Origin of the sequence: Providencia sp. PROV189 (assembly GCF_028480065.1) — a bacterium.
Classification (GTDB): Bacteria; Pseudomonadota; Gammaproteobacteria; order Enterobacterales; family Enterobacteriaceae; genus Providencia; species Providencia stuartii.
Map to the genome: position 1 here is coordinate 1 of NZ_JAMPOG010000024.1, position 26,689 is coordinate 26,689.

The 26,689-nt window shown below is 41.1% G+C and carries 19 protein-coding genes and 1 pseudogene; all 20 read right to left on the reverse strand.

Annotated features, from left to right (window positions below; genetic code table 11):
- Nucleotides 1-168 precede the first annotated feature (168 nt).
- A complete protein-coding gene (locus PR833_RS14875; RefSeq protein ID WP_272526291.1) occupies nt 169-1,314 on the reverse strand; it encodes a hypothetical protein in 1,146 nt (381 codons plus the stop codon).
- The gene (locus PR833_RS14880) at nt 1,311-2,117 is read right to left on the reverse strand and encodes a DUF4123 domain-containing protein (protein ID WP_272526292.1); all 807 of its coding nucleotides are present in this window, start codon (nt 2,115-2,117) and stop codon (nt 1,311-1,313) included. The genes PR833_RS14875 and PR833_RS14880 overlap by 4 nt, the downstream gene beginning before the upstream one ends.
- A complete protein-coding gene (locus PR833_RS14885; protein ID WP_014657056.1) occupies nt 2,114-4,261 on the reverse strand; it encodes a type VI secretion system Vgr family protein in 2,148 nt (715 codons plus the stop codon). Before PR833_RS14885 ends, PR833_RS14880 begins: the two co-directional genes overlap by 4 nt.
- A gap of 48 nt (nt 4,262-4,309) precedes the next feature.
- On the reverse strand, nt 4,310-6,046 hold the full coding sequence (locus PR833_RS14890; RefSeq protein ID WP_272526293.1) for a type VI secretion system baseplate subunit TssF: 1,737 nt from the start codon (nt 6,044-6,046) through the stop codon (nt 4,310-4,312).
- 19 nt (nt 6,047-6,065) lie between these two features.
- Entirely contained in the window at nt 6,066-6,545 is a 480-nt protein-coding gene (locus tag PR833_RS14895) for an Hcp family type VI secretion system effector (protein ID WP_004926326.1), read from the reverse strand.
- Between the two features lie 12 nt (nt 6,546-6,557).
- Nucleotides 6,558-7,889: a VasL domain-containing protein gene (locus PR833_RS14900; RefSeq protein WP_272526295.1), complete on the reverse strand. Its 1,332-nt coding sequence runs from the start codon at nt 7,887-7,889 to the stop codon at nt 6,558-6,560.
- 40 nt (nt 7,890-7,929) lie between these two features.
- Nucleotides 7,930-11,478, reverse strand: a complete 3,549-nt coding sequence (gene tssM / locus PR833_RS14905; RefSeq protein ID WP_272526296.1) for a type VI secretion system membrane subunit TssM — start codon at nt 11,476-11,478, stop codon at nt 7,930-7,932.
- Nucleotides 11,475-12,938, reverse strand: a complete 1,464-nt coding sequence (tssA, locus tag PR833_RS14910; RefSeq protein ID WP_014657060.1) for a type VI secretion system protein TssA — start codon at nt 12,936-12,938, stop codon at nt 11,475-11,477. The genes tssM and tssA overlap by 4 nt, the downstream gene beginning before the upstream one ends.
- A 5-nt stretch (nt 12,939-12,943) precedes the next feature.
- Nucleotides 12,944-13,588 carry a type VI secretion system-associated protein VasI gene (gene vasI, locus PR833_RS14915; protein ID WP_004926319.1) on the reverse strand — a complete coding sequence of 215 codons (645 nt, stop codon included), beginning with the start codon at nt 13,586-13,588 and terminating at the stop codon, nt 12,944-12,946.
- On the reverse strand, nt 13,585-14,382 hold the full coding sequence (locus tag PR833_RS14920; RefSeq protein WP_004926317.1) for a hypothetical protein: 798 nt from the start codon (nt 14,380-14,382) through the stop codon (nt 13,585-13,587). Before PR833_RS14920 ends, vasI begins: the two co-directional genes overlap by 4 nt.
- Entirely contained in the window at nt 14,379-16,994 is a 2,616-nt protein-coding gene (tssH, locus tag PR833_RS14925) for a type VI secretion system ATPase TssH (protein ID WP_014657061.1), read from the reverse strand. Before tssH ends, PR833_RS14920 begins: the two co-directional genes overlap by 4 nt.
- A gap of 8 nt (nt 16,995-17,002) precedes the next feature.
- A complete protein-coding gene (gene icmH / locus PR833_RS14930; protein WP_004926314.1) occupies nt 17,003-17,758 on the reverse strand; it encodes a type IVB secretion system protein IcmH/DotU in 756 nt (251 codons plus the stop codon).
- Nucleotides 17,751-19,109, reverse strand: coding sequence for a type VI secretion system baseplate subunit TssK (gene tssK / locus PR833_RS14935; RefSeq protein ID WP_036942310.1), 1,359 nt, complete (start codon nt 19,107-19,109; stop codon nt 17,751-17,753). Before tssK ends, icmH begins: the two co-directional genes overlap by 8 nt.
- A gap of 1 nt (nt 19,110) precedes the next feature.
- Nucleotides 19,111-19,664, reverse strand: a pseudogene (gene tssJ, locus PR833_RS14940) (type VI secretion system lipoprotein TssJ).
- 1 nt (nt 19,665) lies between these two features.
- Nucleotides 19,666-20,937 (reverse strand): type VI secretion system-associated FHA domain protein TagH, encoded by a 1,272-nt coding sequence (gene tagH, locus PR833_RS14945; protein WP_014657065.1) that lies wholly within the window; start codon nt 20,935-20,937, stop codon nt 19,666-19,668.
- 5 nt (nt 20,938-20,942) lie between these two features.
- Nucleotides 20,943-21,980 (reverse strand): type VI secretion system baseplate subunit TssG, encoded by a 1,038-nt coding sequence (gene tssG, locus PR833_RS14950; RefSeq protein WP_040132661.1) that lies wholly within the window; start codon nt 21,978-21,980, stop codon nt 20,943-20,945.
- Nucleotides 21,944-23,725 carry a type VI secretion system baseplate subunit TssF gene (tssF, locus tag PR833_RS14955; protein WP_004926305.1) on the reverse strand — a complete coding sequence of 594 codons (1,782 nt, stop codon included), beginning with the start codon at nt 23,723-23,725 and terminating at the stop codon, nt 21,944-21,946. Before tssF ends, tssG begins: the two co-directional genes overlap by 37 nt.
- Before the next feature lies 1 nt (nt 23,726).
- Nucleotides 23,727-24,164 carry a type VI secretion system baseplate subunit TssE gene (gene tssE, locus PR833_RS14960; protein ID WP_004926302.1) on the reverse strand — a complete coding sequence of 146 codons (438 nt, stop codon included), beginning with the start codon at nt 24,162-24,164 and terminating at the stop codon, nt 23,727-23,729.
- Nucleotides 24,165-24,168: 4 nt separating this feature from the next.
- Nucleotides 24,169-25,647, reverse strand: a complete 1,479-nt coding sequence (tssC, locus tag PR833_RS14965; RefSeq protein WP_014657067.1) for a type VI secretion system contractile sheath large subunit — start codon at nt 25,645-25,647, stop codon at nt 24,169-24,171.
- A gap of 20 nt (nt 25,648-25,667) precedes the next feature.
- Nucleotides 25,668-26,165 (reverse strand): type VI secretion system contractile sheath small subunit, encoded by a 498-nt coding sequence (gene tssB, locus PR833_RS14970; protein WP_004926301.1) that lies wholly within the window; start codon nt 26,163-26,165, stop codon nt 25,668-25,670.
- Between the last annotated feature and the right edge of the window lie 524 nt (nt 26,166-26,689).

The window sequence follows — 26,689 nt, forward strand, 5'->3', positions numbered from 1 at the left end:
CCCGTATGCGGTCTAACATCTAAAGGTTGTGACGGCGGATGCCCTGTATGAATTCGGCCTTCCCCCTCATGGATTTGCGATTGAACGCCTACAAAATTACCATTTTTCGCATAACTGATAAAAACGTCGTCTCCGTCATCGGTGGTAAATTTGTACACATCTGCTGTACTACCTGCATATCGTAAGCCTTCTGTTGCTTGATAGACCGCCAATGAACGGACTTTTTGTGTTTCCGCTTCTGAAGCGAGTTCCATCATCCTTACAGGAACTTGGTCTTGCCCGCTCTCCGTAGAGGTATGATAGCCGACCACTTGGCCATCTTCGTCGACCCATGCGTATTCGTGTAGTCGCGGTTCCCTTAGCGAGCGCCTTTTCTTTTAAATCCTCATAAGTCAGTAAATCACTCGAGTCACTCGATTCTGTACGAGTAAAAACCCCTACATATCCCATACTCACAAGGATACTCAGTGCTGATAGTGAAGGAGCATTCACTTTTATTGTAGGTGATACACGAGATGTTGAGTAATCATCAAAAAACTTATCCGAGGATTGCCAGGTATTTTGACTCTGAGCTGCGCCGCCCGATACCGCCATTTGCTGAAGAAATATCATCGCTAACGGGATGAGTATCAATGGATTGGCTTCAGCCGTCGAAATACCAAATAAAGACGCAATGGTAAATTCTGTAGGTTTAGCTTGTTCGGACGGTATCAGTTTGGGTTGTACCTGATACACCACAGTCGAGCCAAAATAGTTACTGACTTCGACCGCGTCACCCGCATCGGTATTGCCTTCACCGCGCAAGATAGATTTGGCAAACACCGGTTCGGCGATACTCTTAATGGCAATCACACGGCGCTGGTCATACGGAAATAATAGTGGGTAACCAGTATCTAGCTGCTGATAGTGTAGAGAGCGTTTAATTTGCCCTGCCGTCATACGGTGAACCGTCTCAGGTAACACTGAGTTAAACGCCCCTGCACGATTGTTTTCACTGAGTATATAATTTTGCTCACGGCAAAAATCACTCAACATTTTCTCTTTTCCTTGGATAGCTGCTGGAGGTGAAATAGCTGTGAGCGCATCAGCAAGGGATTGAGCTTCTAAAGTTAATGTATAAGGGCGTGCGGTAAGACCTTCGACATGAATAAGTCCTTGTGGATCACTACTACCTTGTAGGATGCGGTCGGTTCCCCGCTCTGACAACATATAAGGTACATTTGCTAACGGCTGCCCTTTATCATCCACCAGTTGTAGCTCAAGCCAGAACCGATAATTTTCACAGATAATACAAGATTCTGTTTTTTGATTCATGACAGCTCCATTGTCAAAGTCAACCATCCCTGCTGTTGGGAATAGTTCAAAAATTGTCCGATGGTACGGGATGTAACATCTCCAGCCAATGAGGGATGAATATGTAACCAATCAACTAAACGTCGGTGAAGTTGACCTTCGGGGGTATCAAGTTTCATGGCATCATTGGGAACATTTTCCCACAGTTCACAAGCCATATTTTCTGCTGTCAACTGGATAAAGGTTTCTGAGTCTTCCCACGCAATTTGTAAATGATGTCCTATCACAAACGGGCGAGCTTGGGTTTCGGGATACGGCAATGACTCATGACGTGCCTGTGATTCGAATAAGTTTGCTCCATTTGGTGTATCGAGCATCACTTCATGTACTGGAGTCATTAAAACATGCCAATCATGAATATTCATTTTGGGTATCAAGACTGTAGCAATACGACTATCCATCAAACGCAGTACCACTAATTCATTATTAAGTAATACCAGTTGTCGGTTTTGCCAATGCTTTAGTTGATATGCCCAACCTAACGAGCTCCGGTATACCCACCCCCATGATTTATCACTTAATGCTTTGCGGTCAAGAAGTTGCCCTAATGGTGCGTAAGCCTTTACCTTTAACTGTACGAGCCATGGACTTTGTGCGATCAAATGTGCCAGTGACGTGCCATTATACAGTGGAAAAGATTGCTCAACCCAATCATTGGCAAACAATAAATCTGTCGGGTTTGGGGACGATAACGTATTGAGCATCAAATATACGGGGACAGTCGAGGGTTCAGTCAACCAACGTGTCCAATCATTCGATTTCATGCTTTCCCTCCTTTAAGTTTAATTACCCAGCTGCCTGTTGCTTGTGCTTGCATCGCACAGTATGGTTTGATTGGGTAAGGTGGTGACACAAATGGCGCAACACCTTCTGGCAACTGGATATTAACCGCTTGTCCTGTTCCTCCCGCACTGTCACCAATGACAACATTACCCGAGGTAAACACATTACTTGGCGTCACACGTACAAAGCTCCCCCCTACCTTAAGAGTAATTTCTGTGGCGGCATCAATTACCACTTTACCTTGGCTAGTGATATGGGTTTCTTGACCACTTTCACTAACCATTACGGCATTAACTTTCTGGTGATGACTGCCAAGTACTTGTAGGGAGCTATCACCTTCAACAAGAGATTTTTGTGTACCTTTGATATGGGAGTGATCATCCCCCTCAATCTCTGTATAACGATGTTGGTCAACACGCTGTTTCGAATCACGCTGTATATGCCAATGGCTATCGTTTTCAATATGCACATTTAGGTCACGTTGAGCATGAAGATATACTTCCTCTTGCCCACTTTGATCTTCAAAACGTAGTTCGTTAAATCCTTCGCCTTTGTGAGTACAGGTTTTAAAGGTCGTTCGTGTTTTTTCTTTTGGTAAATCTAACGGAGGCTTATTACTCCCGTTATAAGTACACCCCGTAACAATAGGCCTATCAATATCCCCATTCAAGTAGCTAATAAGGACTTGCTGACCTATGTGTGGGATACTCATAAATCCGTACCCATTACCACTCCAACCATGTGAAACAGGTACCCAGCATGAAGCACCGTAGTCAGGTATACCTCGTCTATCCCAATGAAAATAGACTATAACTTCCCCTTTACTGTTGGTGTAAATTTCTTCTCCTGGTGGCCCAACGACTGTAGCCAGCTCATCCCCATCAGCAGTCGGCTTATAGCGGTACGGTGGACGCCATTCTTGGGTACTTGGAATAAAGGTGATGGTATTACTCAATTGCGTACCTTCACCGCCACTGTTGTCAGCGAGGGGCTGTACCCCGTGATGGTGTGCCGTAATCACTTGCCAGCTATCATTCATACGGCTACTGGGATGATTAGATAAGCTGAATATTCGTCCAGGTGCTAATTCAATACAATTGGTATTAGCAGTGCCTGTTTGGCGGTTATTTTGCGATTGTTCGTAGCGGATTTGATTAAACGACTGACCTTCAGCATCTTCTTGGAAGCGCCCATAACTTTCAAATACTTCGTGTTGTTGATGTACTTCACCCGTTACCTGATGGCTCAATGGGTAAGAAGGACGTAACTGATTGTAATCTTTATCAATACGAATATCACTACATAAGCGTTCTGCATAACGCCATGCGGTGACCGTGCTGTCGGTAATATCGGTTTCTGATTGGGGATTATAAGTTAAATGGATCCCCGCTTTCATACCCAAGTGGCGATCGCTATAGAATAATTGTGGGCCTTCCTCGAACCAGTAGTTAATCCCTTCTTCGGCAGCGAGGCGACACCAAAACTCATACAGGGTTTCACGTTTTTGCGTGATATAAGAGCGCTGCAAATGCTCTTCAGGGTGATAAAATAATTTATCGTGTTTAACATGGGATTCATTCAGCAAGGTTTCTAGTATGTTGGGAACGGTAGTGTCTTGGAAAATACGACTATCTTGCTTAAGCGTCATGATCCACATTTCAGGGCGGATAACAAACTGATACCACGTTTTCACGCCATCGGTATTGCCTTGCTCGGCGCTAGCTAAAATCCCTTGTACACAACGGGTAACAATACCTTCACGCATGATGGTGATGGAGGAAGCCATCCCCAATACATCTTGAAAATCAATCTCTGATTGTGAGCTGACGGCTTGAATGTTCAGCGTAAATAACTCGGATAACCCTTCGTGCAAATCAAATTGGGTGACCTGAAAGGTCTCTACAGGAAGATCACCAATTTGGCAGGTAAATACGAGTCCGGAATACAGCTTACGATTAGCAATTGCATCGTAAATATCTATTTTCTTAGATTGAGAGGGCTGAGATCCGCTGGCGTCAGAAGCCGATTTAAGGCGCTGTGGCTCTGGCCTGTTTAATAGAGATTGCCAATGTTGGCCCGCTTTTTCAGCATCAGATACATTTTTTCTCGAGATATTTGAAGACATAGACTTAACCTTGCAAAATGGCGCACTCAATTGTTGCGCCATGGTTTTTTATAACAGTGATTTATATCCTTGTAATGGTGAGGGTGATAAATACCATGTCGGTAAATCAGCATCATTGAAATTCACTGACATTTCCAACAACATATTTTCAGATAAACAAAAAGGGAAAAAATGATATAGGTGAGTGACAAACATAAATGCCTCACCTTCATTTTCAAATTTTTGAATGTCTAATGTCACCACAAGGGATAAGCAGCGATATGGCTTTCCTTTTAAAATGTGATCATATAAATTCGTTTTAAGCGCAATACAACCTGATAATAACCGTTCAAGTTTGCGTGTAACTTGTCTATCGTTTTCACGATATAAAATATATTCCGTCAACATCTGCTTGATAGTATCAAGAGACATCAACATAAAAGCATTAGCACTATAGTGTGATAGTAATTGCCAATAATATTTATCATTCACAATCGGTGGATAACAGTTTGATAACTCGGTGATATTTGCTGTTTTTACTCCTTCTGGCACCTTCTCACTATGGCTGTTTAAGACCCCTATGCGGCTTTCTTGATATTGTTCAAAACTCACATAATTACATGAAAAACGTAAACTAGGAGGCACTACCATCGGTGTACCTTTATTATCATAAAAATTTAAATAATATAGTGTCCTTCCTCGAATATCGTTATCAATAGTGAGTGCATAAAACAACGCTTGTTGATATTGGGGCAGCAGACGTGATGCCGCAGTAAAATCCGTCATCGGATAAAAATCACAATATAAGCCACGAACCTTTTCGTGAGGCTCTAATGACAACTGAATATCTGATAAATGCGCCAAATAGTGATTATCAGGTATAGGTAATAAATACGACGATTGATTATATTTAAAATCTATTTTCAGTTCATTTTGCTTTTCTTTATCAATTGCAGGTACACAGTTTAAATAAAAACTCTCTTCACACTGTGCCTGAGTAATCGAAAGCTGCTTATTGAAATAGATATTGATCACAAACGTATCATCATCTTGCCAATTAAGCTGCTTAGTGATCAACGGTACATTAATATCGATAAAATGATGAACATGTGGTAAATAAAACCCTTCCAGTAGCTGTTGAGGGGCTGATAATTGATTATCTGTTTGCTGGAAAATTTGAAATTTTTTACCTATCTTCGGCTCAAAATAAAAATCAAGGCTGTTCCCACGATAGCTTTTTCCATCATGATTCAGCTCTATATAATCAAAATATTGGCTAAACCCGAGCATCAAAGTATCTGCAATAGCTTTTTGTTTACTCAAAAAGAGGTTTAGCGATGCTGTATCATATTCTTTTATTATGCCTCGGTATTTTACTCGTAATGAGATACAACTCCGATTAGGCTGATGAGTAATTTTTCGCTCAACAATAGAATAAGGTTGTAGGGTCACTCCATAACAAAGACTAAAACTGGCACCTTTAGGACCTAGAATCAAATTATTTTCTGAAAGATAATATGGATAATCAATGACCCCATCTTGGTCAACCTGAATAATTGTTGTTGAAGGTAGCCCCTTAATCGCTTGTGAGCCTAAACGTTGTAGTAAAGGTAAGGTAATTTCAGGAAAAGCGTCATCAATTTTTTCTTGTAGGCGTGCCGAAAGAAAAGCAAACCCTTCAAGTAAATAACCCGTATGAGGATCTTGTGGATCTAATACGTGAACCAAATGCGGCTTCTCTCTCGCATAATCGTCAGCGAGTTTTTGTAAATATTGCTTTTCTTGTAGATACTTTATTTCACTCATCTTTTAGGCTCAACATCCATTAAATTGTATTTTCTTGCCAGCTACAGTAGCCTGAAGTCCCAGCCATAACATGCTGAAATATAATATCTTTATATTTCACAGTTAGTGTTTCCTCTGGTAATTGCTCATTATTATTCGATGAATGAGGATAGTCTGACTCTAAATTAATAATGGACGCTTCTCTCAGAGTAATGGTGTAATACTTTTCTTGAGAGCCTGTTTGTGAAGTCCGATAAAAATTAAATGTCATCTCAAGTGTTTCATTATTGGCAATTGCATTTGCCAACAGTGGAGATGATTTATCTAACAACTTAATTAATGTAACAGGTTGAAAATTAATATTTTGAGTACGACTAAAGCCATTTCCTAATCGTAGGACAAAAATTTCATCTTCATGACCGTTTTGATACTTATTACCGATCGAGTCTAAACTTCCACATCCTTGAGAAATTGCACCTTGTTTGCTGCCTTTTAATGTCAAATAGATCATATTCGCCATGATAATATCCTTTTAATATGAGTTTGGTTTTAAACCGCGTTCTTCTGCCTGTTTTTGCAAATCATAGTAACGTGCTAATAAGCCATTAATTTGTGAATCGATATTACTAATTAATGTTGGTGAGATAGGTTGGTCATTTTCAATTTGTAAAGAGAATTCACGTAGTCTTTCTTCAACAGGTGTACTCTTGTTATGCTGCTTTTGAATATCATAGATAGCAGTTTTCAAATAAGAGAGAGTAAAACTCCCGCGATTGCGCTCTTGCATCACAATTTTGTCTGATAGCTGCTGTAATAATGTCGCTGTTTCTGACCAACTATCGCTAATTGGCGCATTTTCTAACCGAGTTGTTATCAAGTTTTGCCAGTTACGGCTGGCATAAGCTTGATCCGCATTGTTAGGCCACTGTTTTTTGGCTACATCCACTAATGAATCAGCGAGCTTTAAGGTAAAAATAGGTGACTGCTTCTCTAATAACCCTAAGTTATCCGCGTAGGTTGTAAGTTCAGGTTTATATAGCCATTGAGCCGCCGCGCCTTCAGGAACAGAAGCCATTGCAATAACTTCTTGCTGGGTCGAGTAATACAACGCATAGCCGATACCAGAAAAGATGACTGCGCTTGATAATAACCCTAAAAAAAACCCTTTTGTCGCACTCATTTTTTCCTGAGTAGGCATAGGTGAAGAAGGCCGTTTTTGAGCCGCTGTTTCAATCACGATTGATTGTGCTGGTGGCTCTTGCTCCGTTTTCGGCTGCTGGATATAAACTAAAGGCGGCAGCTTTACCGTTTGACCTTTATTTTGATTTAATGCATTTTCGCGCTGTTCGAGGTTTTTCGCTGAGTTTTGGAAAAACCACAAAAGGTTTTCTAATTTCGGTACTTTTGTCCACGTTGTTTGGGCAAGCTTATCGATAATGAGCTGTAGCGCACGCTCGGAACGATAGATTAACCGTAGATCACTGGTTTTAAAACTGATTTGCCGCAATGCTGAACCAGCACGGCTATTAAACCAATTCAAAATATCAGCACGATGATGGGGCTGTTCTGGCCACAAATGATCCCATTGTGTCACAACAACACTTGCTAATAGTTCACATCCCTCGGTAAAACCGTTTAAACCATGTAATTGTAAACGCGCGATGGTGTAATAAATTCCACTTTGTAAATCAATACCATGGGTTTTAAATAGCGTTAAACACAATGACTCAATTAAAGTCCAGCTCACTTCAGGGCGGGCTGGATGGTTAAGTTTATTGAACTCGGTTTTTAGCGCGATAAATTCTGGGGTCTCCAAGGGAGACCCTCCTACTTTAATCACCAAGTTTTCTGATTGCGTACTCATTTATTGTTCTATTCCCTCGTATTAATACTGAAAAATCATATTAATAAAGCGTTTCAGGTAAACGGAATCGGGTAAATAATCCTCCGAAGAACGGGTTGTTAGATTCATCAATTTGCACGCGATAAGTCATATCTCCGCCATCAATTGTGAAGCGAACTTCAAAAGAGTTTGGTTTCACATTCATTAACCTGCCGCTATCGATAAGGCGTAATTGCGCCCAAGGTCCGCTAAAGCTGAGCGAACGAGGGGATTTATCACCAGAAAGAGGCACTAATGTCAGCTTACTTTCAATGTTTGAACGCATTGAGTTTGGCCACACCATATGTACGGTGTTACTGCGCCCATGAGAGTAGTCAATAATCTGCCCATCAAGGTTCAAGATACTGCGACGTTTATTACCTGACAGTGACAACGGTTCTACCGCAAATTGTGTTTCAAGATTACCTTGAGCAGTAAAGAAGGTGTCTCGAATGCGGTTAGCAATCTCAATTTGCTCCAATACATCAGGGCGAATCAGCGATTGGCCTTCCATATTTTCAATCAAGTTATTTTCAACAAATAAACGTAGATTCTGTTGATAGAAACTATCGATGGTGCCATTTGGTTTGAAGAAACGTTCAAATTCGCTTAATGGCACATCTTGTTTAGATTTCGGATTAAATGGATAACGTCCAGCGATGTACGCGTTGTACTGTTTGACAACGTTTTCATTCCACTCGACTTCCATATAACGAATAGCTTCTTTTTGTACCACATTCCATGCTTGGTCCGAGAGGTCTCCTACCCAACGATTTAATGGTTCTGGTAATGTTTTCGCCATTTGTGATAGCTCAAAAATGACATCACGGTTATTATCATTCAAACGCATAGACACCGCTTTTAGTGCAGCTTTACCTGGTACTGGTGAGTTTTGAATACTTAATAAATAACGATGCAATTCATTTAGCTTCTGATTGAGATTTTGTAGGTTTTCACCATTGTTACTCACTAAGATCTCAGTTTCGGGTGAAAACTCTCTATCCAGCCTGCTAAGCAACCTGTATTTCGGCTCTGCCATCAATTTTTGCTGCTCTTGTGAAGACAGCGAACTATCAATGGTAGGTAAAGAAGTGTTATCTCTCAGTACCTGTAATGCACGTCTTAACGGCTGCTCACCACTGATTATCTGTTCTAATGCATTGATTTCATCTTGAATTGTGTCAAATTCACGAATCTCTAAATTACTCATCGCTCCACGCCATTGCGCAGTATAGTCATTCAGATATTGTTCGCTAATTTGACGTTGGATCTCTTTACGGTCACTCTCGCTATACTGTGTATTGCTTGATAAATTTAGCACCCAAGCATCAAGTAATGTCAGATCGACCAATTCATCATTTTGCCTAATAAAGTAGTTAATCAGCCCAGAACGGGTGAGAAACTGAGGGATTTCGAGCTTATCTTCATCGTTCACAGTAAACACTGAGTTAAAACCAGGGCCTATTTGATGACGGAGGTTTAATGGTGATGACAGTGTTTGATTCGCTTTCAGCCTCAGTGTTTGATAAACACGTTGGTATAGCGACAGCGTGCTCAGCTCTTTTTGAGCGTCACTGATTGGTTTGGCAAATGGCCCAAAGACTTTATTGGCAATCGCTGAACCTTGATTACGCTCAGTTTTCCAGTCAGTGTGCTCTAACGCATAATGTAAATGGCCGCGAAGCTGAGCTTGGATATCTCGTTGCCCTGTAAATAGCTGGCTCCAGTAGTTTGCCATATAATCTTCAACCAACCCGTTATTACGCCCACTTTTATCTTCAAGCATGCGCATAACACGTAAGATTTCGAGCTTCTCTTCACTGCCTTTTTCAGCATTATCCAGCTCAATAAGTAACCCTGCCATAATGGCGGGTAAAAAGCGTTCCGTTAACAATTGCAAGTAGACATTTTCAACTTGTGGTCCAACTTTTTGCCCCTGATATAACCCCATTTCAGACAGAATGCCATTTTTATCACGATGGTTTCCGTAAGCTAATGTTGCTTCTCTAAGTGGGTTCAAAACAGGAAGTTGTTTACTACCGTCAGTATCTTTAGTTGTCGTTGATTCAATCGCTTTAAATGCTTTAACTTCATTAAGCACATTCTCGCCCGCACGATAGTTTTTGTTGTAGTAATGGCTCCAGCCATTCCAAGCCAATATCAAACCAACAATGCTGACAGTTGAAGCAACTAAAAGTCTGGTACGATGTTTTTTCAGCCAATAATGGTTTTCCGCTGCTAAGTTTGGCTCGCTAAACAGCACATCACTGAATAAGTTGTGCGTAAAATAGGGATGTGTATCTGAAATAGGCCAAGTTGTTAGTGGTGCTGTTGGTAAATGGTATTGAACTGACGCCGTTTGGCTAAAGACGTCGTCAATCTGACCAACTTGAGTCGCAGAGGTGAGATAAACCCCTCTTAAACGGATATTTTTCTGTTCATTGTTAGCGACCAATGCAGAGATTAATTTTGCTACACTGCTTTGTAACCCTTCAATTTGGCGAACAAAACTAAATAAGTCGCTTCTTTGGCTTCCTTCTGAACGATTTAACATCATTTCAGGTAAAGCACTGTTCATTTGGCTAACCCATTGGCTCCAAAAGTGATTGAGCTGTTTTTCCCAATTAACATTTTCTTTTGAGCTAAAAGATACCCCTAATACCTGATTACGCTGTTGAGCATCAAGGGATTGGAACATCGCATCAAAACCACGTAACAAGTCCAGTTTAGTCAACACAATATAGAGTGGTAATTGACTATTGAATGTCATACGGACTTCTTCAATACGCATATGTAGGTCAGCAATGAGCTGGCTATTTTTTTCCTTCGAATTTGTCAGTAATGACAAAGTATCCACGGTTAAAACAATGCCATTCATTGGTTGTCTTGAACGGTTTTTGCTTAACCAGTGTAAAAGTTCATTCCATAAACGATGATATAGCTGGGGCTTATCCTCCTCACTCACTGGCTGGGTCAATAATTTCCCATCTGGCACAAAAAGGACGGCATTATCCGCGAGTAGACATTGAATATGCAGAGGGAGTTTCTGGTCACTAACAACATTTTCTGTTGGTGCAATATCTAAAGTATTAAGGCTATTTTTTAGTAATGTATGCTTACCACTCTCATCGGCCCCCAATACGAAATACCAAGGACGTAAATATACGGATTGAGTATGTCCGTTGAGGTGACGAACAAATTGCGATTTCCAATAATCGAGATAACGATTTTGAAACTCAATATCGTGACGAACAGGATCAACAACCGCTAATTCCACGTCTAATTTAAGGCTTTCAAGGCGTTTTACACGTTTCCATGTCGCGATCCCAATCCAACTCACAATGATGAGAAGAATAATAATCGTCGCTAACCAACGCGCGCTCAGCTCTTTAAGGGGATAACTGCCCTTGTAGTTAAAATCGGGTCCCCACCACCAAATCCAAATAATCAAAATCGCTGGGAGCAGTGCCAAACACAGCAGTAAGAATGATTTAATTTTGGGCTTATCGCCAAAAAACAGCTTCTTAAGAGAACCCGTTATTTTTGGTATGGATAGAAAAGATAATTTCATTGTTGTGAATTCCTATCAAAAGTCATTTCCTGCTTGTCTTGCACCTTCTGTGCTAAACGATTGAGCAAATCGGGTTCCCAGTCCGATAACAAGTAATGTAATGCTGCGGTATGCAGTTGCTGATACAGGTTCTCAGCCATATGCTGCATCCCCGCTTGTTCAAATAACTGGGCAGATAACAATTGGCTATAAAAACGAGCTCTCGGCTCGTTCGTAGAAGCGATAAAATTTTCGACCATTTTTAACGCTTCACTTAAGCCATGCTGTTCATAGCAATGTAAAATTTCTTGTTGTTCAGCTTGTAAACTGTGAGAACTCGTCGAGGCGTCGTGACTCGTTGATTTTTGAGAAGCTGAAAGCCAAGACTGAACCTCTTCAGGCAAGAAAGGTGTCATGTCAGAAAAACTCAGTTTGGCTAAATCAGGTAATCGGTTTAAAAACTGTTGCAACGCCTGAGCAATCGCAACACCCACCAGCGGATAGCCTAACTTTGTTGCAACTTGAGCAGCTAACATATGGCCTTCCAGCCAATAAGGCGATAACGTTAAGCTTTGTTCAATGTTATTCAACAACGCCATTGATGGTTGCGCCATTTGGTTTTTGTAATCAATCACTCGGTCAGGAGAAACAGGGGCTAATGGCGTTTTTCCATCATTATTTGCCATCGGTAACGCATGAATGGAGTGCCAAATAGCATAGCGCCGTAAGCAATAACCTACCGCATCCGAAGGCGTTTGCTCACATAACGCCTCAGCCACTTTAAGCAATGTCTGTTTCCACTGACGCTCATCCGTTTGGTTCACCTCAACTGTAGGTACTTTTGTTGCTGCCACCGGAGTCTGTGCTTGTTGAGTATTTTCTACTGTTCCCTTTTTATCTGTTGTTGGCTCTTCCGTTGCCACAACGATGACAGGTTCACTTTGTTCAATACGGCTGTAACCACGGCTTAATGTATCGACTTCAGCGGATAAATTTGGGCATTTTTCATGCCAAGATTTAGCCAAAAAGGCAAAGGAGCCAAGAATATTGTCGCGCAAGTTAATATCGGCTTGACGGCAAAAACTGTCTTGTACAGTTTCAAATCGTTTAAGGATTTGCCCTGCAAGCCGTTGTTTAAGCTTTATATTTTGCGGATAGCTATTTTCCCAATAATGACGAACAAACTCCGCCAATAATTCAGCGGCTAAAGCTAGCTCATCAGCCTCTCCTGCATGTTGTAAGGTACGCAATAAGTGCACTAATAAACGGAAGTCTTTCGTTTCATTAGCAAACAGTTGTAATGCCTTGCGCTGGATTTCCTCAATATTTAATTGAGCATGGCTAAGTGAGCCAAACTTAATCATTTCGCCGTCAATGTATTCCCAATCAGGGTTATCATCGGCAATCGGTGCTGCTTGCTGGCTTTCTTCAAGGGGAGCTAATAGCTGCTCTTTCCATTTTAATTGTGTATTAATCGTCATGATGCTTACCAGTGACAGGCCGTTCTTAGCGGTTTGATATCAGTTGAAATACCTGAAATATTGAAAGTTAGCCGGTCATTGTTTGCTAATTTCAACGTCAGTGTTTCACCGTTTAATAAACGTTTAATTTCATCAATGCCGGGAATGCCACGACTCGACTCCAATACATAACCGTTTTCACGAAGAAACCAATCGGCAGTGAATTGCGTTTTGTCTGTCGTTAACATCACACTTCCCGCCTCCTGTTGGCGAGGGAGGGCAACCTGCAATCGAGTAATATTGTCGATACAACTGATCATCATGACAGGGCGAGGCGGCGCAAAACCAATCGCAGGGATAGTCATAATAACTGGGTAATTTCCTGTTTCAGGAAGGGTGACTAAAAACCCCGCGCTATTATCTTCTCGTTGCATTTCATGCTCCATTGCCTGGCGCCATGCTTTACCCATTTGACTCGGGTCAAAAGGTGTCTGTGCAGGTGAGTCGGCCATGATTTGGTCATAGCATGCAAGACGGATCAGTTGAGACGACTCAAGGCGGCACTCTGAAAGCGCCTGAGCCAGTGCTTGCGGATTTGTTTTTTCCGCTGAGGCAGTGGTGACGACGAATAAAGAGGTCATCAACCACAATGTAAGCGGTGAAATATTCATCTCATGCACCCGTATTTTTTCAATTTGTATATTAGGGACCGTTTCGATAAATTCAGACTCGTTGCCATCGTATCTAAATCACCATTAACCTGTTGTTGTCGGTCTTTTAAAATTTGCTCTTCGTAACGTTCAGTTGCCACGGTTAAGTCATCAATCTCTCTAAAATCAGAGAAATGGTGACTCGCAACAGGTGGAGCTGACGTCGTTAACATATTCACAGCTGCCTGTAGTTGCCGTTCACGATCTTGTTGTAGTGAATTAAGGTATTGCAGGTGAGAAATCTTCTGCTGAGTCAAAGATAATTCGAGGAGACTTTTCAACTGATGGTGAAATAACGCACAATAAATAGGGAAAATTCCTTGCTCATAACTCTCCGTATTGAGTGATTTCCCAAACAAAATAATAGCTCCGCAAATTTTATGACGTAAATCTGTTAATGGGAGGCTATACAGCCCTGTACCTATTGGTAATTCAGCCACAAATTGGCGAAACCTATTATCATTGATGTGAATTCCTTGATTCAGGTTCTCCCATAGGACACTTTCACCCCTTGATATCAACTGAATCAAAGGGTGGTCAGCATCGCTGATCTCGACATCCAAATGCCCTTGTTCTACTTCATTTGATTGCTTAATACTCCAACTCTGTAAGCAATTTTCAGGTCGGTTAATTAATGACACAATCAGTGCGCTAAATGGACTGCGTGTAAAGCTAAACGTTAAAAATTGGCTCGCTAACACATCCAAATTAGTGCATTCAAGTAAGGCTAAGGCATTTTTCAGTCGTGATTTCATAGTTCAGCATTCACCGTCGCAACGAACTCATCGTTCTGTGTTGATAATTGAATGTGATTAATGTCTTCATTTTTTGCGCTGTGCTGTAGTAGCAGTAGCGATAACGGTGGTAACAGTGCGCCATCGATGATGGATTCTAATATCCGCGCACCATTCTCCGCACGAGAAGCACGACGTAAGATCTCTGTAGGTACACTGTCATCGACCACAACTTCCGCACCAAAACGCTGTTCAAGTAACGAAGTCAGACGAGCTAACTTGCCACCGACAATTTGCTGAAGGATCTCTTGAGATAATGGTAAATAAGGAACCACTTCCATACGTGCCAGCAGTGCAGGTTTGAAAAATGCGGTTAATTCCGGATAAAGCGCATCTTGCAACTCATCAGGCTTATCTGCATAGGCAGTAATGATTTGGTCGCCTAGATTAGACGTTAGGAAGAAAGCGACATTTTTGCAGTCAATAATTCGCCCTTCCCCATCGGCTAATTCACCTTTATCAAAGGCTTGATAAAATAGATTCAGAACATCAGGATGGGCTTTTTCAACTTCATCCAATAAAACAACAGAATAAGGCTTTTGGCGGATCGCTTCTGTCAGTACGCCGCCTTCACCATAACCAACATAACCTGGAGGTGAACCGATCAGCCGTGAAACTGTATGTTTCTCTTGGAACTCTGACATATTGATTGTCGTTAAATATTGCGTTCCACCAAACATCAGTTGTGCTATTTGAATAACCGTTTCTGTTTTACCGACACCACTTGGCCCCGCCAATAAAAATGCACCTAACGGTCGACCTGGGCGTCGTAAGTCAGCGCGAGCAGTTAACAAATGCTTATGTAAGCACTCAATCGCTAATGATTGCCCTTTGATTGTTTGTTCTAAATAAACGGGTAACTCCGTTACCACTGATAGAGCATCTTGCGATAAACGATTTAAAGGTACCCCCGTCCATTCAGCAATAACGGCAGCAATTTGTTTTTTATCGACATGCGGCGAGACTAATAAATGCTGTTCATGTAGCTCATTCAATTGCTCATTTAATTGTTTAAGCTGCTCTTTTAATACCAAACTGTCGTTAGTTGGAAGCTCTTCACTTTGGTCGCTGTCCAGTAGCTGAGCTCTTAATGCAATAATTTGAGAAACAATCTCTTGCTGGGTTTCCCACGCGGTTTGTAGCTCCTCAACCTGAGCATTGATAGTTTCAGCCTGTTCAGCTAGTGCACTCAGACGCGAACTATGGTCATTAAGCCCCAATTGTTGTTCACGTTGTAGCACATCCGTTTCCATACCAATCTGATGAAGTTCCGTTTTCAGCAACGAGAGCTTTTTCGGCGGTGAAGATAAGTTGATAGCCGCACGAGCCCCCGCCGTATCAAGTACATCAATCGCTTTATCTGGGAGTTGGCGACCTGATAGGTAGCGCTCACTTAACTCAGCACTCGCACGCAATGCTTCATCATCAATAAAGACCTTATGCGCTTTTTCATAAATAGAGCGTAGGCCACGCATGATGATGACGGCTTCTGCCGCCGTTGGCTCTTTAACTTGAACAAGTTGGAAACGGCGCGCAAGGGCAGCATCTTTTTCGAAATACTTTTTGTATTCACTCCATGTTGTCGCCGCGATAGTACGTAATTCACCGCGAGCCAAGGCGGGTTTTAATAGGTTGGAGACATCCAATCCACCTTGTTGGTTACCCGCACCAATTAAGGTATGTGCTTCATCAATAAACAAAATGATAGGATGAGGTGATTGACTCACTTCCTGCATAATGCCTTTGAAGCGTTTTTCAAATTCACCTTTGACCGCAGCACCCGCTTGTAAAGCACCAAGGTCTAAAGTAAGTAATTCACATCCACGTAATTTTTCAGGGATTTCACCTGCAATAATACGCAATGCCAATCCTTCGATTAGGGCGCTTTTACCTACCCCCGGCTCTCCCACAACCACGGGGTTGTTTTTACGACGACGACACAAGATATCGATCATTAAATCAATTTCATGATCACGACATAAAACAGGGTCTAATTGGTTATCACGCGCTTGCTGAGTCATATTTTGCGTGAACTTCGCCAGTAAAGAGTCCGCAGGACGACTCTCTCCAGATTGTTTTTCTGCTTCAGTCAGTGGTGCTTCAGCCGAACCCGCAGTCCAACTATCAAAATTCAGTCGCAGTTGTTCACGATTTACTTGTGATAATAAGTCAGCAACTGGTTTTGACAGATAACGTAATGGCATCTGCAAAAGGGTTAAAAACAGAGTACCAGAGCGTAATTCACTGTGGTTATATTCTGTCGAGGCTAATAACCAACTGTCTTTCATCCATTCAATCAATAACGGAGAAAAACTCGGATAGCTTTGAGTAATCGCATGATGTGGCGGAATTTGTACTTCTAACAATTCAACAAGTGCGACTAAATCCAGATCCGCTTTATGGCTAATTAAGCGAATATCCGTCAATGGTGTTTCGACCAGTTGTTGCAAAAATTGCGATACCGTAATTTCAGGCTGCTGATGGCTCACACAATAAGCCGCAGCACTTTCTAACGCATGCTTCGCGATAGGGTGAAGACGGTTAACGAGTGTCGAAAGATCAATTTGAATCATAGTGCATCCTAGCCGAGTAAAGTATTAAGCTGTTCCACGATACTGAGTGTTTGATGATTCAGTCGGGATGAATAAATGCTGTAAATAATTGCCGCTAAGATAACGGCGCCAAGAATGACGTAGCGAACACCAAAGCGCCGGCCTAAACGGTAGCGATGGTGTTTATTACCCCCTTCATCAAAAAGGATAACGGGTTTTGCTTCGCCTCTAAGTTGCTGAATCTGTTTCTGTAACCGTCTGAGTAAATGGTTAAATTCATCACTATGCCCTGTTGTCACTTTGTAGCGACCACGATAGCCAAGGCACAAACACAAATAGATAAATTCCAGCAAATCGAGATAGCGTTTAGGCTCACCGAGTAACCGCTCAATTAATACAAAAACCTTTTCACCACCCCAAGATTCATTATGGAAGTGTACTAATAACGACTGTTTAACCCAGCCGTTGTCTTGGTTCCAACCTAATCCCAATGCTGTTTCATCAATAAAGGTGCATAGAACATAGCGAAATGAAACAATAGCCCCAGGTTCATAACCTTGGGTTTGTAGTTGTTGCTCTATTGAGGTGATATCGGTCACCACCTGCTGATATAACTTTTCCGAAAGAGGGGTTTCTGACATCGCTTTCATTCTGAGAACCATCCCAAGCAATGGCGTCGCAGCATCAATCATTGGATTGATGCTATTCCCCCGCAAAGGCAACTGATAATTTTTTTGCAAGTTGCCCTGTTCGGCATAGTCATTAAGGAAAGCTGCATTAGTCATTGTCTATTCCGCCTCTTACCGCCCAAAGTTGAATATCAAGCTCAGGGAAATTGCCAGAAACGTGGAATGCCATATTGGAGTGCTGCTTAATTTCCTGCCAAACATCGCCACTTCTATCTAATTCGAAGTAGTTATAACCAGAGTGATAAGGTAATTGACGTGGTGCCGTTGATAATGGAATCAATTTCACACCTGGGATCTGCACGCTGACCACTTTACGAATATTGCTCACTGAAGAGATCTTCGATTGTTGTGGGAACAGTTGACGTAACTGTTCTTGTGGCATATTCGCTTTGACCGCAATAATAAATTCTGCTTTTTGCAGTAACTGCTTATCATGGATCGTCGCAACACGAATACCGTGCTCTTGCGTATCTAATGGAATTGGAATTGCGCGAGGTGTTAACACCACACTCAGTGCTTCCCTAATATCTTTGATGAGTGGGATATAGCTTTCAGATAAATTGAAATGTTTATATTTAGCCACAGAATCAGGTAAACGAGAGGTATTAGTGAACGTTTGTAATTCACCACACAATTCGAGCAAATCTCTAAACAGTTTTTCCGGATGAATAACCGGCTCTTGCGCATAATGCGAATACAATGGATAGGTACGATTTAATACCTGCAACATCATAAATTCTGCTACATCCGCGACACCTTGTTGCCCTGGGGAGCCAATACGTAACGCAATTTGTTTACCACGCTCATATAAAGCACCATGAATTTCATTCAGGAACTCATTTAGCATTGGTGAGATACGCACATTCAAACATGTCGGAATAAAGTCATTCTCAAGTGTTAAGCTGCCATCAGCACCACGTTCCCTAATTTTACAAATAGGCAAAGTGACATAAGCATCCATCTCTTTGGAGCCTTGCTTCAGAATCGGTCTTAATTTGGCCACATTGATCGTACTGACATCCCCACCTTCCGTATGCAGGTCGCGAACATCTTCCATACTGTCGCTATAACGTGATAACAAGCGGTTACCACTATGTTCAGTCGACACTTCATTGACCGTGCTATTCACTAAGGGAAATGCAAGGTAAACGATATTGTTATCACCATCACTAATATTTTTAATATCAATAGGTTGAGGAAGAATATCTTGATGAGGCATAGAAAAGATCGTGCCGTCAGGCATCACACCTGAAGCTTCCTTGATACCAATACGACCTAAGCTATACAATTCATCACTCAGAATTAACGAACTGAGCCCCCAAAAATGAGAAATATAGCTCTTCAGTATGCTTTCAGTAATATAGTCTTGATGACGCTGTTGCTGCTGAAAATGCTGAGGCTTAATAAATAAACCTTCACGCCAAATCACTCTATTTTTTGTCGACATATTAGTCATCTTCCTCTTGTCTAAATTCGATTTCATTTCCTCTGATATGAGCTAGGAGGAAGTAATGGCGTCCTTTTCCACGTGCCTTAACAATTTTTTTCCATTCCGCGTTATCAGGGTCTGAGTAGTAACCAATGACCCGATATAACGATTGTCTGGATATAGCTCAATGTCAGGTAGCGGCTTGTATTGCCCAGGTAAAATGGTGTAGTCCTGATGGTCGATATAGTTTTTTTTCAGTACCTTTTCGAGATCCCCATCTTTCTCTTCAATCTGGTCAAAATCGAGCGCAGCAAACAATGAATCTTCATTCATGTAGACAATCTGTAGATTCAGTGGCGTTGCTTCACCATCCTGATTTGGGTTGATGTTGGGCTCAGCCAAGATAGTCAACGATATCGTTGATGGCCTATCTTGTGGCGACCCGATAGGAATCGAAGGGTCTAATATGACTTGACCTATTTTGGATACAGCTTCCAATGGCTTAGTACATCCACTAAGCGCCATCATTGAAAAGAGTAAAAATAGGTATCCTAGTAAGGTTTTCGCACGCATATTATGCTTCCTCAAGCCCTTTTCTTAAGGCTCTGTCATAGGCATGGGTATAGACTTCATAGAACAACTTTTCAAAACCTTGCTGGCGAGAAGATGACAGCTCTTTATAGTAGTTGGTGTACATTTCCCATGCCCAAGCATCGTTTGTCGAAGAGTTATCTGAAGCACGGCGATAGTGCGCGAAACGATTTAAAAGGTGTTCAGGAGAGAAAGCAGCCAACATCGTTGAAAGTGCCGTCGAAATAGCTTCTTGGTTTGCTCGATAATGCAACTGAATGTTATGCAAACTTTCTGCTACCGCTGAAGGGGCTGATAAATGAACGGGACTACGTTCGTCCGTAAACATCAACTTCATTGTTTCTTCATAACTGCTGTTTAAACGCAATGGGTTATCTTCAATTGGTCTAAGTTGCTTATCTTGCAGGCTTTCTTGCTGTTGCTGTAATGCCAATAAACCTTCGATGGCGGAGCGAATAGTCTTCCCTAGCTCCACTAGAAAATCGTTCGCTTGTTGTGAAGTTTGTAAATTTAAATGAATACCAAGCCCTTGCATTAAAGGGTTTACAGCCACATGCTCAATGTCTGTGATAGTGTCATCAAGTGTTGGTGTGATTTTTGGTAAATCCATAAATTCCTGAACCATGGTATTCCCTTGATTATCTGAAAATGGGGAGGTGACTGAGTGCGTTAAGTGTGCTTCATTCATTAATAATGGGTCTGAAGCTTGCTTATTTTTCTGAGAAATTAAGCTAAGACTCTCATTTTCTAAGGCTTGAAGCGGATCATACGTTAGGGACCCTTGAACGGTCGGAGCAAGCTCATACTCCTCTTGCTCATAAGATTGAGTCGGTGTGGTATTAAATAGAGAATCTAATGGATTACTATCGCTAGAAACCAGTGATTGAGGGGTGACAGCCATTAAGTCTTCTGCTGGTTGTCCAGTAAGATTCACATTAACAGACAATTTAAGCTGACCAATTTTGATCTGGTCACCATGAGCAAGCCGTACCGCATCAAGATGAAGAGGTACAATCGCATTATTGACATAAACTGATTCTGTATTGGTCTTAATGCAAAAGTGCTTATCCTTCCAAAGAATAGTGCATTGCACTGGTGCCACGGAATTTTGGTTATCTTGAATCTGCCACTGGCACTGTGCGCTACTGCCTATTTGCCCGCCATCTTGTGAAAATGTCATACTCGAAACATAACCGCTTTCGAGTAATTCACTATTAATCAGGCGAAATGAAATTGTCGGTAAATACTTATCCATGCGATTTATTCCAGTACAGTAATGGTGACATTAGGTTGTTTCTCAGGTTTACCTAAAAAGCTTTGCCACCCTAATTGATTGTGTTGTTTCTGGCCTAAACGGATCCCTTCAGCTTGTTTTTCAGCAATATTGAGCCGTAAGTCCCATGCCAACTGCTCATGGAAGATGTAAGAGACAAAAGCGACAAGAGGTAAAAAATTAGCTCCATTAGGCAGAAAGGACATATAACGCTCGAGTGATAATTCACTGATTTCGACGGTACATTTGCCATTACAATCATAGATATGCCCGCCCAAACTAAAGTTATCGCCCAATAACATACGGGGCTGCGATTTCTTCCCAGCCTGATGAGAAATCACACCTAACCGATTTTGTTGATTTTCAGGAATAGGTACTTTACGAGTTTCCCAACCGATAACTTCAACGTGTTCGAGATCGAAACAGTGGGCAATTAAACTACTGATAACATCGGGAGAACGGCTTGGACTCGCTAAAAGCCCAGCATAGGCCAACATCTTACTGTGATTGATATGAACTCTTTCTCTGTTGACTTCATTCCCTAAGCCAACCAACGAAAACATATAGCGAGAAAATGAATCAACTCCCTCATTTTCAAAGCAAATGTAGTAACGGTATTTACGCCAAATACGATGTAAAAGCGTGACTAAACGGTGATTAAAAAGGTTCAAATAATCTGTCACGCTAGGTTGTTGTTGGGCATCTTCCCAAGCAAAATCATCCAGATAATAGCTCGGTAACGGAGACTGACTACCGTGTAACCCCAAGAAGGAGACTTCAAGCTCAAACTGCCCGTTTTGATTCTTTTTGACCGAGATGACATCTCTCGTAGGAAAAGCAATATTTGCACAGGACTTAAAACGAATTATTTCATCCGTTGTTTCCTGCGTGGTTGTGCTTTTACCTTGTAACTTATTAAGTAGTTCAACAAGTTGATAAAAACTATATTCAGTAACAGAATTGCCAGCTTCATCTAGCCAGCGCGCTATCACTTCAGTATTTGCTGATTGATTTGTGCTGGCCACCGGTAGGTTTCCTTATTATCAATATTGATTACTTCCAGCTCATGAAACATATTCACGCTGGTATACAAAGCAAAAAATTGAGCAATAACTGTACAAAACAAGTACAAGCTACCCTCACTTAAAAAAGCACTTTGACGAACCGTTAATGTCGTTTTTAATCCTCTTACTGGTAACCCACGATAAAGATGCTCAATATGCTCTGTGTTTAAGCTAATGAGAGAATCTAAGCACTGCTGAGATTGCCTTGCTGTTTGACGATTAAAAACAGACGGTAAATCATAGAGTTGAAGAATCTGCTTCAACGAGGTTAGATTCAAAAGTGATTGATAATTTAACGAAAGATTCGTTAATTCAGACCAATACAATGTTTGACCCAACAATGGGTATAATGGCGCTGTTGGCTTAAACAAGTTTGTGGCAGATAAAGCACCTTCCGGTCGATAGGCTTTATCAAGTGAAATCGAATGGGTTGAAAGCCTTGAAGCAACATTCCTATTTGTGCAATTTAATGACACAGAAACGGTTTCTTCACAGTTTTGTAGTTTTGTTTCATTGTCACGCACAAAGGAGAGCGTATGCCGATAGCCTACCGCCTCTCTCATCTGATTGATTTTTAGCCTGTAATAGCCATGATTTTTATCTTTCAGGTTATGGCTTTGGTGATGAAAGCTTTCAAATGCGGTGTAATTGACGGCATAAGGAGAGGCATTTTGTGGATACCTTAACCCTTGTACTTGGTTAATCGAAAAAATGTCATAACAAAGTGGTGTTCGGTAACTGGCGCTCAAGATGTAGTCATCATTTTTACCTGTAAGGTCAATAGCTTCACTGTCAATAGTGAACAAATTGGCAATAGGTACACAATTCAGTTTGATGCTGTCATCTCGGATCACCACCGCGTCAGGGATCTCCGTTTCAAACACAATCTCTAATGTGAAGGAATCTGTATTCAGTGCTAAAGGTAGGTCTTCAAGGCCTTTAATATCCATAAACATAAAGGCTTCAGGAAAACAGAAGTACTCTTGCAAGATACGATACCCATCGTAGCTATTTTTTGGGTACGGCAATAAAGCATCTTCTTTTTTGAAACCCACTGGCAATGCTGCAAAATTATCTAAAGGCAACCGATGATGTTCGGTGACAAGCGTCACTTGCTTAATGCGATGGCTCAACAAATAAAATAATTGATGTGTCGTATAGGTTGCACCATTCAAATGGATACGCAACTTATCTAAGCCAATTTCTGCTAATACGCGGGGTTTATCGAGTTTGAAGTCAATCTCAATGGACTTGGTTCGTTGGCGTACATGTGAAATTTTTGCAGGTAATAACCAAAGGTCTCTGCATTGGCTAAATCGGCATTGGTGCAGGCTATCTGCATTTGGGGTTTCGCCTTGAACATACAAGGGCTTAGCTACAAAAGGTTGGCCCGCGGCTATTTTGCTTGCATAGCTGAGTGTCTGAGCATCTGTTTGATACTCAACAATAGTCATGCTGGGAAAAGGACGAGCATAAGCAGGCCACAGCATATTGACTAGGCTGCTCGTTAATTCAGAGAATTGCCTATCAAGCTGTTCACGAAGATTTCCTGAAAGATAGGCTAACCCATCCATCAAGCGTGCACCATCAGGATCCTGAATCTTATTGGATAATAAATCAACAAGATGAGGCTTTTCTATCGCTATATGACTGGCAAGCTCTTTTAAGTACTCTTGTTCATTCGCAAAATACGGGTTTGAAGACATATTAGAATTGTTTCAACTGATATCGCCGGTTGTTATCGAGCTGCATATTAAATTCAATGAGCTGCCGCTGGCTGTCGAGATCGATAAAAGCGGTGATGCTGAACTGGAGCAACAAGGCATCTGCATCATTTTCGATAAATGTCACTCGGACATTACTGATCCGAGGTTCGAAGTCTTGAATGCAGGTTGTAATAGAATGTTCTAGGCTCCGCCTAAAATCTGTTGCTGCTTGTGTTGCATCATTTAAATCAGGTACTCCTAGGCTAGCCGAACTTTGACAAGCATCTGGTCGACTGTTTAGGATTTGATTTAAATTGTTCTTAATTGATCTCACTAAGGCATCCATTCGAGCATGATGGGAAGAGCCGGAGCTCTTCCCTTGGATGCGTTCAAATAAGCTGGCAGTCTCTGAAGAATCCCAGTTATAGTTAGCAGCCATTGCCTTACTCTTTGTCTAGGCGACCAACAAGTGACAATTCAAAGTTAGCACCCATGTATTTGAAATGAGGGCGGACTTGAATCGCAACTTGATACCAACCTGGATCCCCTTCAACATCGAGAACTTGGATCTGTGCTGAACGTAATGGACGTTTGCTACGTACATCAGCCGGTGGGTTTTCCTGATCAGCAATGTATTGCTTCAACCAAATGTTCAGTTCACGTTCCAAATCTTGACGTTCTTTCCATGAACCGATTTGTTCACGCTGTAACACTTTAATGTAGTGTGCTAAGCGGTTGATAATGAACATGTAAGGAAGCTGAGTTCCCAATTTATAATTGGTTTCGGCAATTTTACCTTCATGAGTATTTGGGAAAGTTTTAGGTTTCTGAACTGAGTTCGCAGAGAAAAACGCGGCATTGTCGCTGCCTTTACGCATCGTCAATGTAATAAAGCCTTCTTCTGCCAATTCAAATTCACGGCGATCAGTAACTAAAACCTCAGTTGGAATTTTAGCTTGTAATTCGCCCATTGCTTCAAACACGTGTACAGGAAGATCGCTAACTGTACCACCACTTTGTGGGCCAATAATATTTGGGCACCAACGGTACTTAGCAAAACTGTCATTGATACAGCTTGCTAATAAAAATGCCGTATTTCCCCAAAGGTAATGGTCATGATCCTGCTTAACATTTTCAGTATAGTTAAACAACTTAACCGGGTTTTCTGTTGGTGAATATGGCAGACGCAGCAAGAAGCGAGGTGCTGTTAAACCAAGATAACGGGAATCTTCTGCTTCACGCAATGAACGCCACTTAGTATGTGCAGGGCCTTCAAAGACAGACTTAATATCTTTGATCGCAGGTAATTCTGCATAGCTGTTAATACCAAAGAAATTAGGTGAAACGGAAGAAAGGAATGGTGCATGCGCCATAGCGCCTACAGCACTCACATACTGCATTAATTTCAAATCAGGTGTGGTGTTATTGAAAGCATAGTTACCGACTACAGCAGCTACTGGCTCACCACCAAACTGGCCATAACCGGATGAGTAAACATGCTGATAGAAGCCTGATTGTACGATTTCAGGAGAGAATTCAAAATCTTCCAATAACTCTTCTTTCGTTGCATGAAGAATATTAATTTTGATGTTTTCTCTAAAATCGGTGCGGTCAACTAACAGTTTCAGTGAACGCCATGAAGACTCAAGCTCTTGGAACTTTGGTGCATGAAGAATTTGGTCAACTTGTGTACTCAGCTTGTTATCTAACTCAACAAGCATTTTATCAATCAATAGCTTATTGATTTGCTCTTCTTCATTTTGGCTAGCAAAAAGATTGCTAATAAATGCAGCAACACCTTGTTTGGCAATACCATAAGCTTCTGACTCAGGAGACATACGAGATTGAGCCATAATCTCATCTAACAATGAAACATTGGATGAGGAAACTTGTTGTTCCTGCGTTTCGCTATTTAATGACATGAAATAATCCTCTATAAACATTATTTTTGGCTAGCAATATCAAGTTCTTTCAGCAACTGTTCGCGAGTTTCTTCATTATCTAGAAGCTCTTGCAGACGTTTTCTAAAAGCAGGAATATTGCCAAGAGGACCTTTCAAAGCGACTAATGCCTCTCTAAGTTCAAGTAATTTTTTCAATTCTGGAACTTGGCGAGCAACATTGTCGGGAGAAAAATCTTGAAGGGATTTAATATCTAAATTCACGTTAAGATCAGAATCACTTTTCTCATCAAGTGTATTTTCCACATTGATATTTAAGCTTATTCCAGCACTCTCCATGACTGAATTAAAGTTATTCTGGTTAATGGAAATAGCTTTACGCTCTTCAATCGGAGTTTCCTCCGTTCGACCAATCATGTCTCCCACGATTAGCATATTAAGCGGCAATTCTATTTCAGATTTAGCTCCACCATCATTAGGTGTATATTTGATATTAATCCTTTCTTTTGGTGCAACACTACCGAGATCTTTTTTACTCATTATAAGTTAAGCTCCCTTATTAGCTTAAAATCTTAAACCTGCTTACATGATTAAAAATTGCTCAAAATTATAATGAATAATAAATTCAGAGCATAGAAGTCCTAACGAGTACAGAATACCCATTAAGAGAGTTAACTTGTCCCGGTGGTCAAAAATATAGGTGTATAATTATTTATACTGATTATTTTGGCTTTTATCGGGATATAATATATAAATTTTGTTTATGGTCAATAGCAAAACTCACCTTAAGGAAAATGTTTTTTGCAATCATATGTTACAGAGCAGCAAAAAAAGCATAAAAGTCAATTAATTAACTAACTCTCCTTAACGTTAAAAAAAGATAAAACAGGCGTAATTTAATAAAAAATTAATTTTTTTTAGAACATTGGTTAATGACTATATAATAGTAAAACATTATAACTTTTTACGAGTTAACAAGGAAAAAATCATTATTTAACAAGCAATTAATGTGGAGGTACGTATTTAATAATAAAACAATAAAAGTAGCGATATCCAGCATTAAC

Coding starts and splice junctions, on each gene's coding strand:
- PR833_RS14875 (WP_272526291.1), bottom strand. CDS start 1,314: ATGAATCAAAAAACAGAATCTTGTATTATCTGTGAAAATTATCGGTTC.
- PR833_RS14880 (WP_272526292.1), bottom strand. CDS start 2,117: ATGAAATCGAATGATTGGACACGTTGGTTGACTGAACCCTCGACTGTC.
- PR833_RS14885 (WP_014657056.1), bottom strand. CDS start 4,261: ATGTCTTCAAATATCTCGAGAAAAAATGTATCTGATGCTGAAAAAGCG.
- PR833_RS14890 (WP_272526293.1), bottom strand. CDS start 6,046: ATGAGTGAAATAAAGTATCTACAAGAAAAGCAATATTTACAAAAACTC.
- PR833_RS14895 (WP_004926326.1), bottom strand. CDS start 6,545: ATGGCGAATATGATCTATTTGACATTAAAAGGCAGCAAACAAGGTGCA.
- PR833_RS14900 (WP_272526295.1), bottom strand. CDS start 7,889: ATGAGTACGCAATCAGAAAACTTGGTGATTAAAGTAGGAGGGTCTCCC.
- tssM (WP_272526296.1), bottom strand. CDS start 11,478: ATGAAATTATCTTTTCTATCCATACCAAAAATAACGGGTTCTCTTAAG.
- tssA (WP_014657060.1), bottom strand. CDS start 12,938: ATGACGATTAATACACAATTAAAATGGAAAGAGCAGCTATTAGCTCCC.
- vasI (WP_004926319.1), bottom strand. CDS start 13,588: ATGAATATTTCACCGCTTACATTGTGGTTGATGACCTCTTTATTCGTC.
- PR833_RS14920 (WP_004926317.1), bottom strand. CDS start 14,382: ATGAAATCACGACTGAAAAATGCCTTAGCCTTACTTGAATGCACTAAT.
- tssH (WP_014657061.1), bottom strand. CDS start 16,994: ATGATTCAAATTGATCTTTCGACACTCGTTAACCGTCTTCACCCTATC.
- icmH (WP_004926314.1), bottom strand. CDS start 17,758: ATGACTAATGCAGCTTTCCTTAATGACTATGCCGAACAGGGCAACTTG.
- tssK (WP_036942310.1), bottom strand. CDS start 19,109: ATGTCGACAAAAAATAGAGTGATTTGGCGTGAAGGTTTATTTATTAAG.
- tagH (WP_014657065.1), bottom strand. CDS start 20,937: ATGGATAAGTATTTACCGACAATTTCATTTCGCCTGATTAATAGTGAA.
- tssF (WP_004926305.1), bottom strand. CDS start 23,725: ATGTCTTCAAACCCGTATTTTGCGAATGAACAAGAGTACTTAAAAGAG.
- tssE (WP_004926302.1), bottom strand. CDS start 24,164: ATGGCTGCTAACTATAACTGGGATTCTTCAGAGACTGCCAGCTTATTT.
- tssC (WP_014657067.1), bottom strand. CDS start 25,647: ATGTCATTAAATAGCGAAACGCAGGAACAACAAGTTTCCTCATCCAAT.
- tssB (WP_004926301.1), bottom strand. CDS start 26,165: ATGAGTAAAAAAGATCTCGGTAGTGTTGCACCAAAAGAAAGGATTAAT.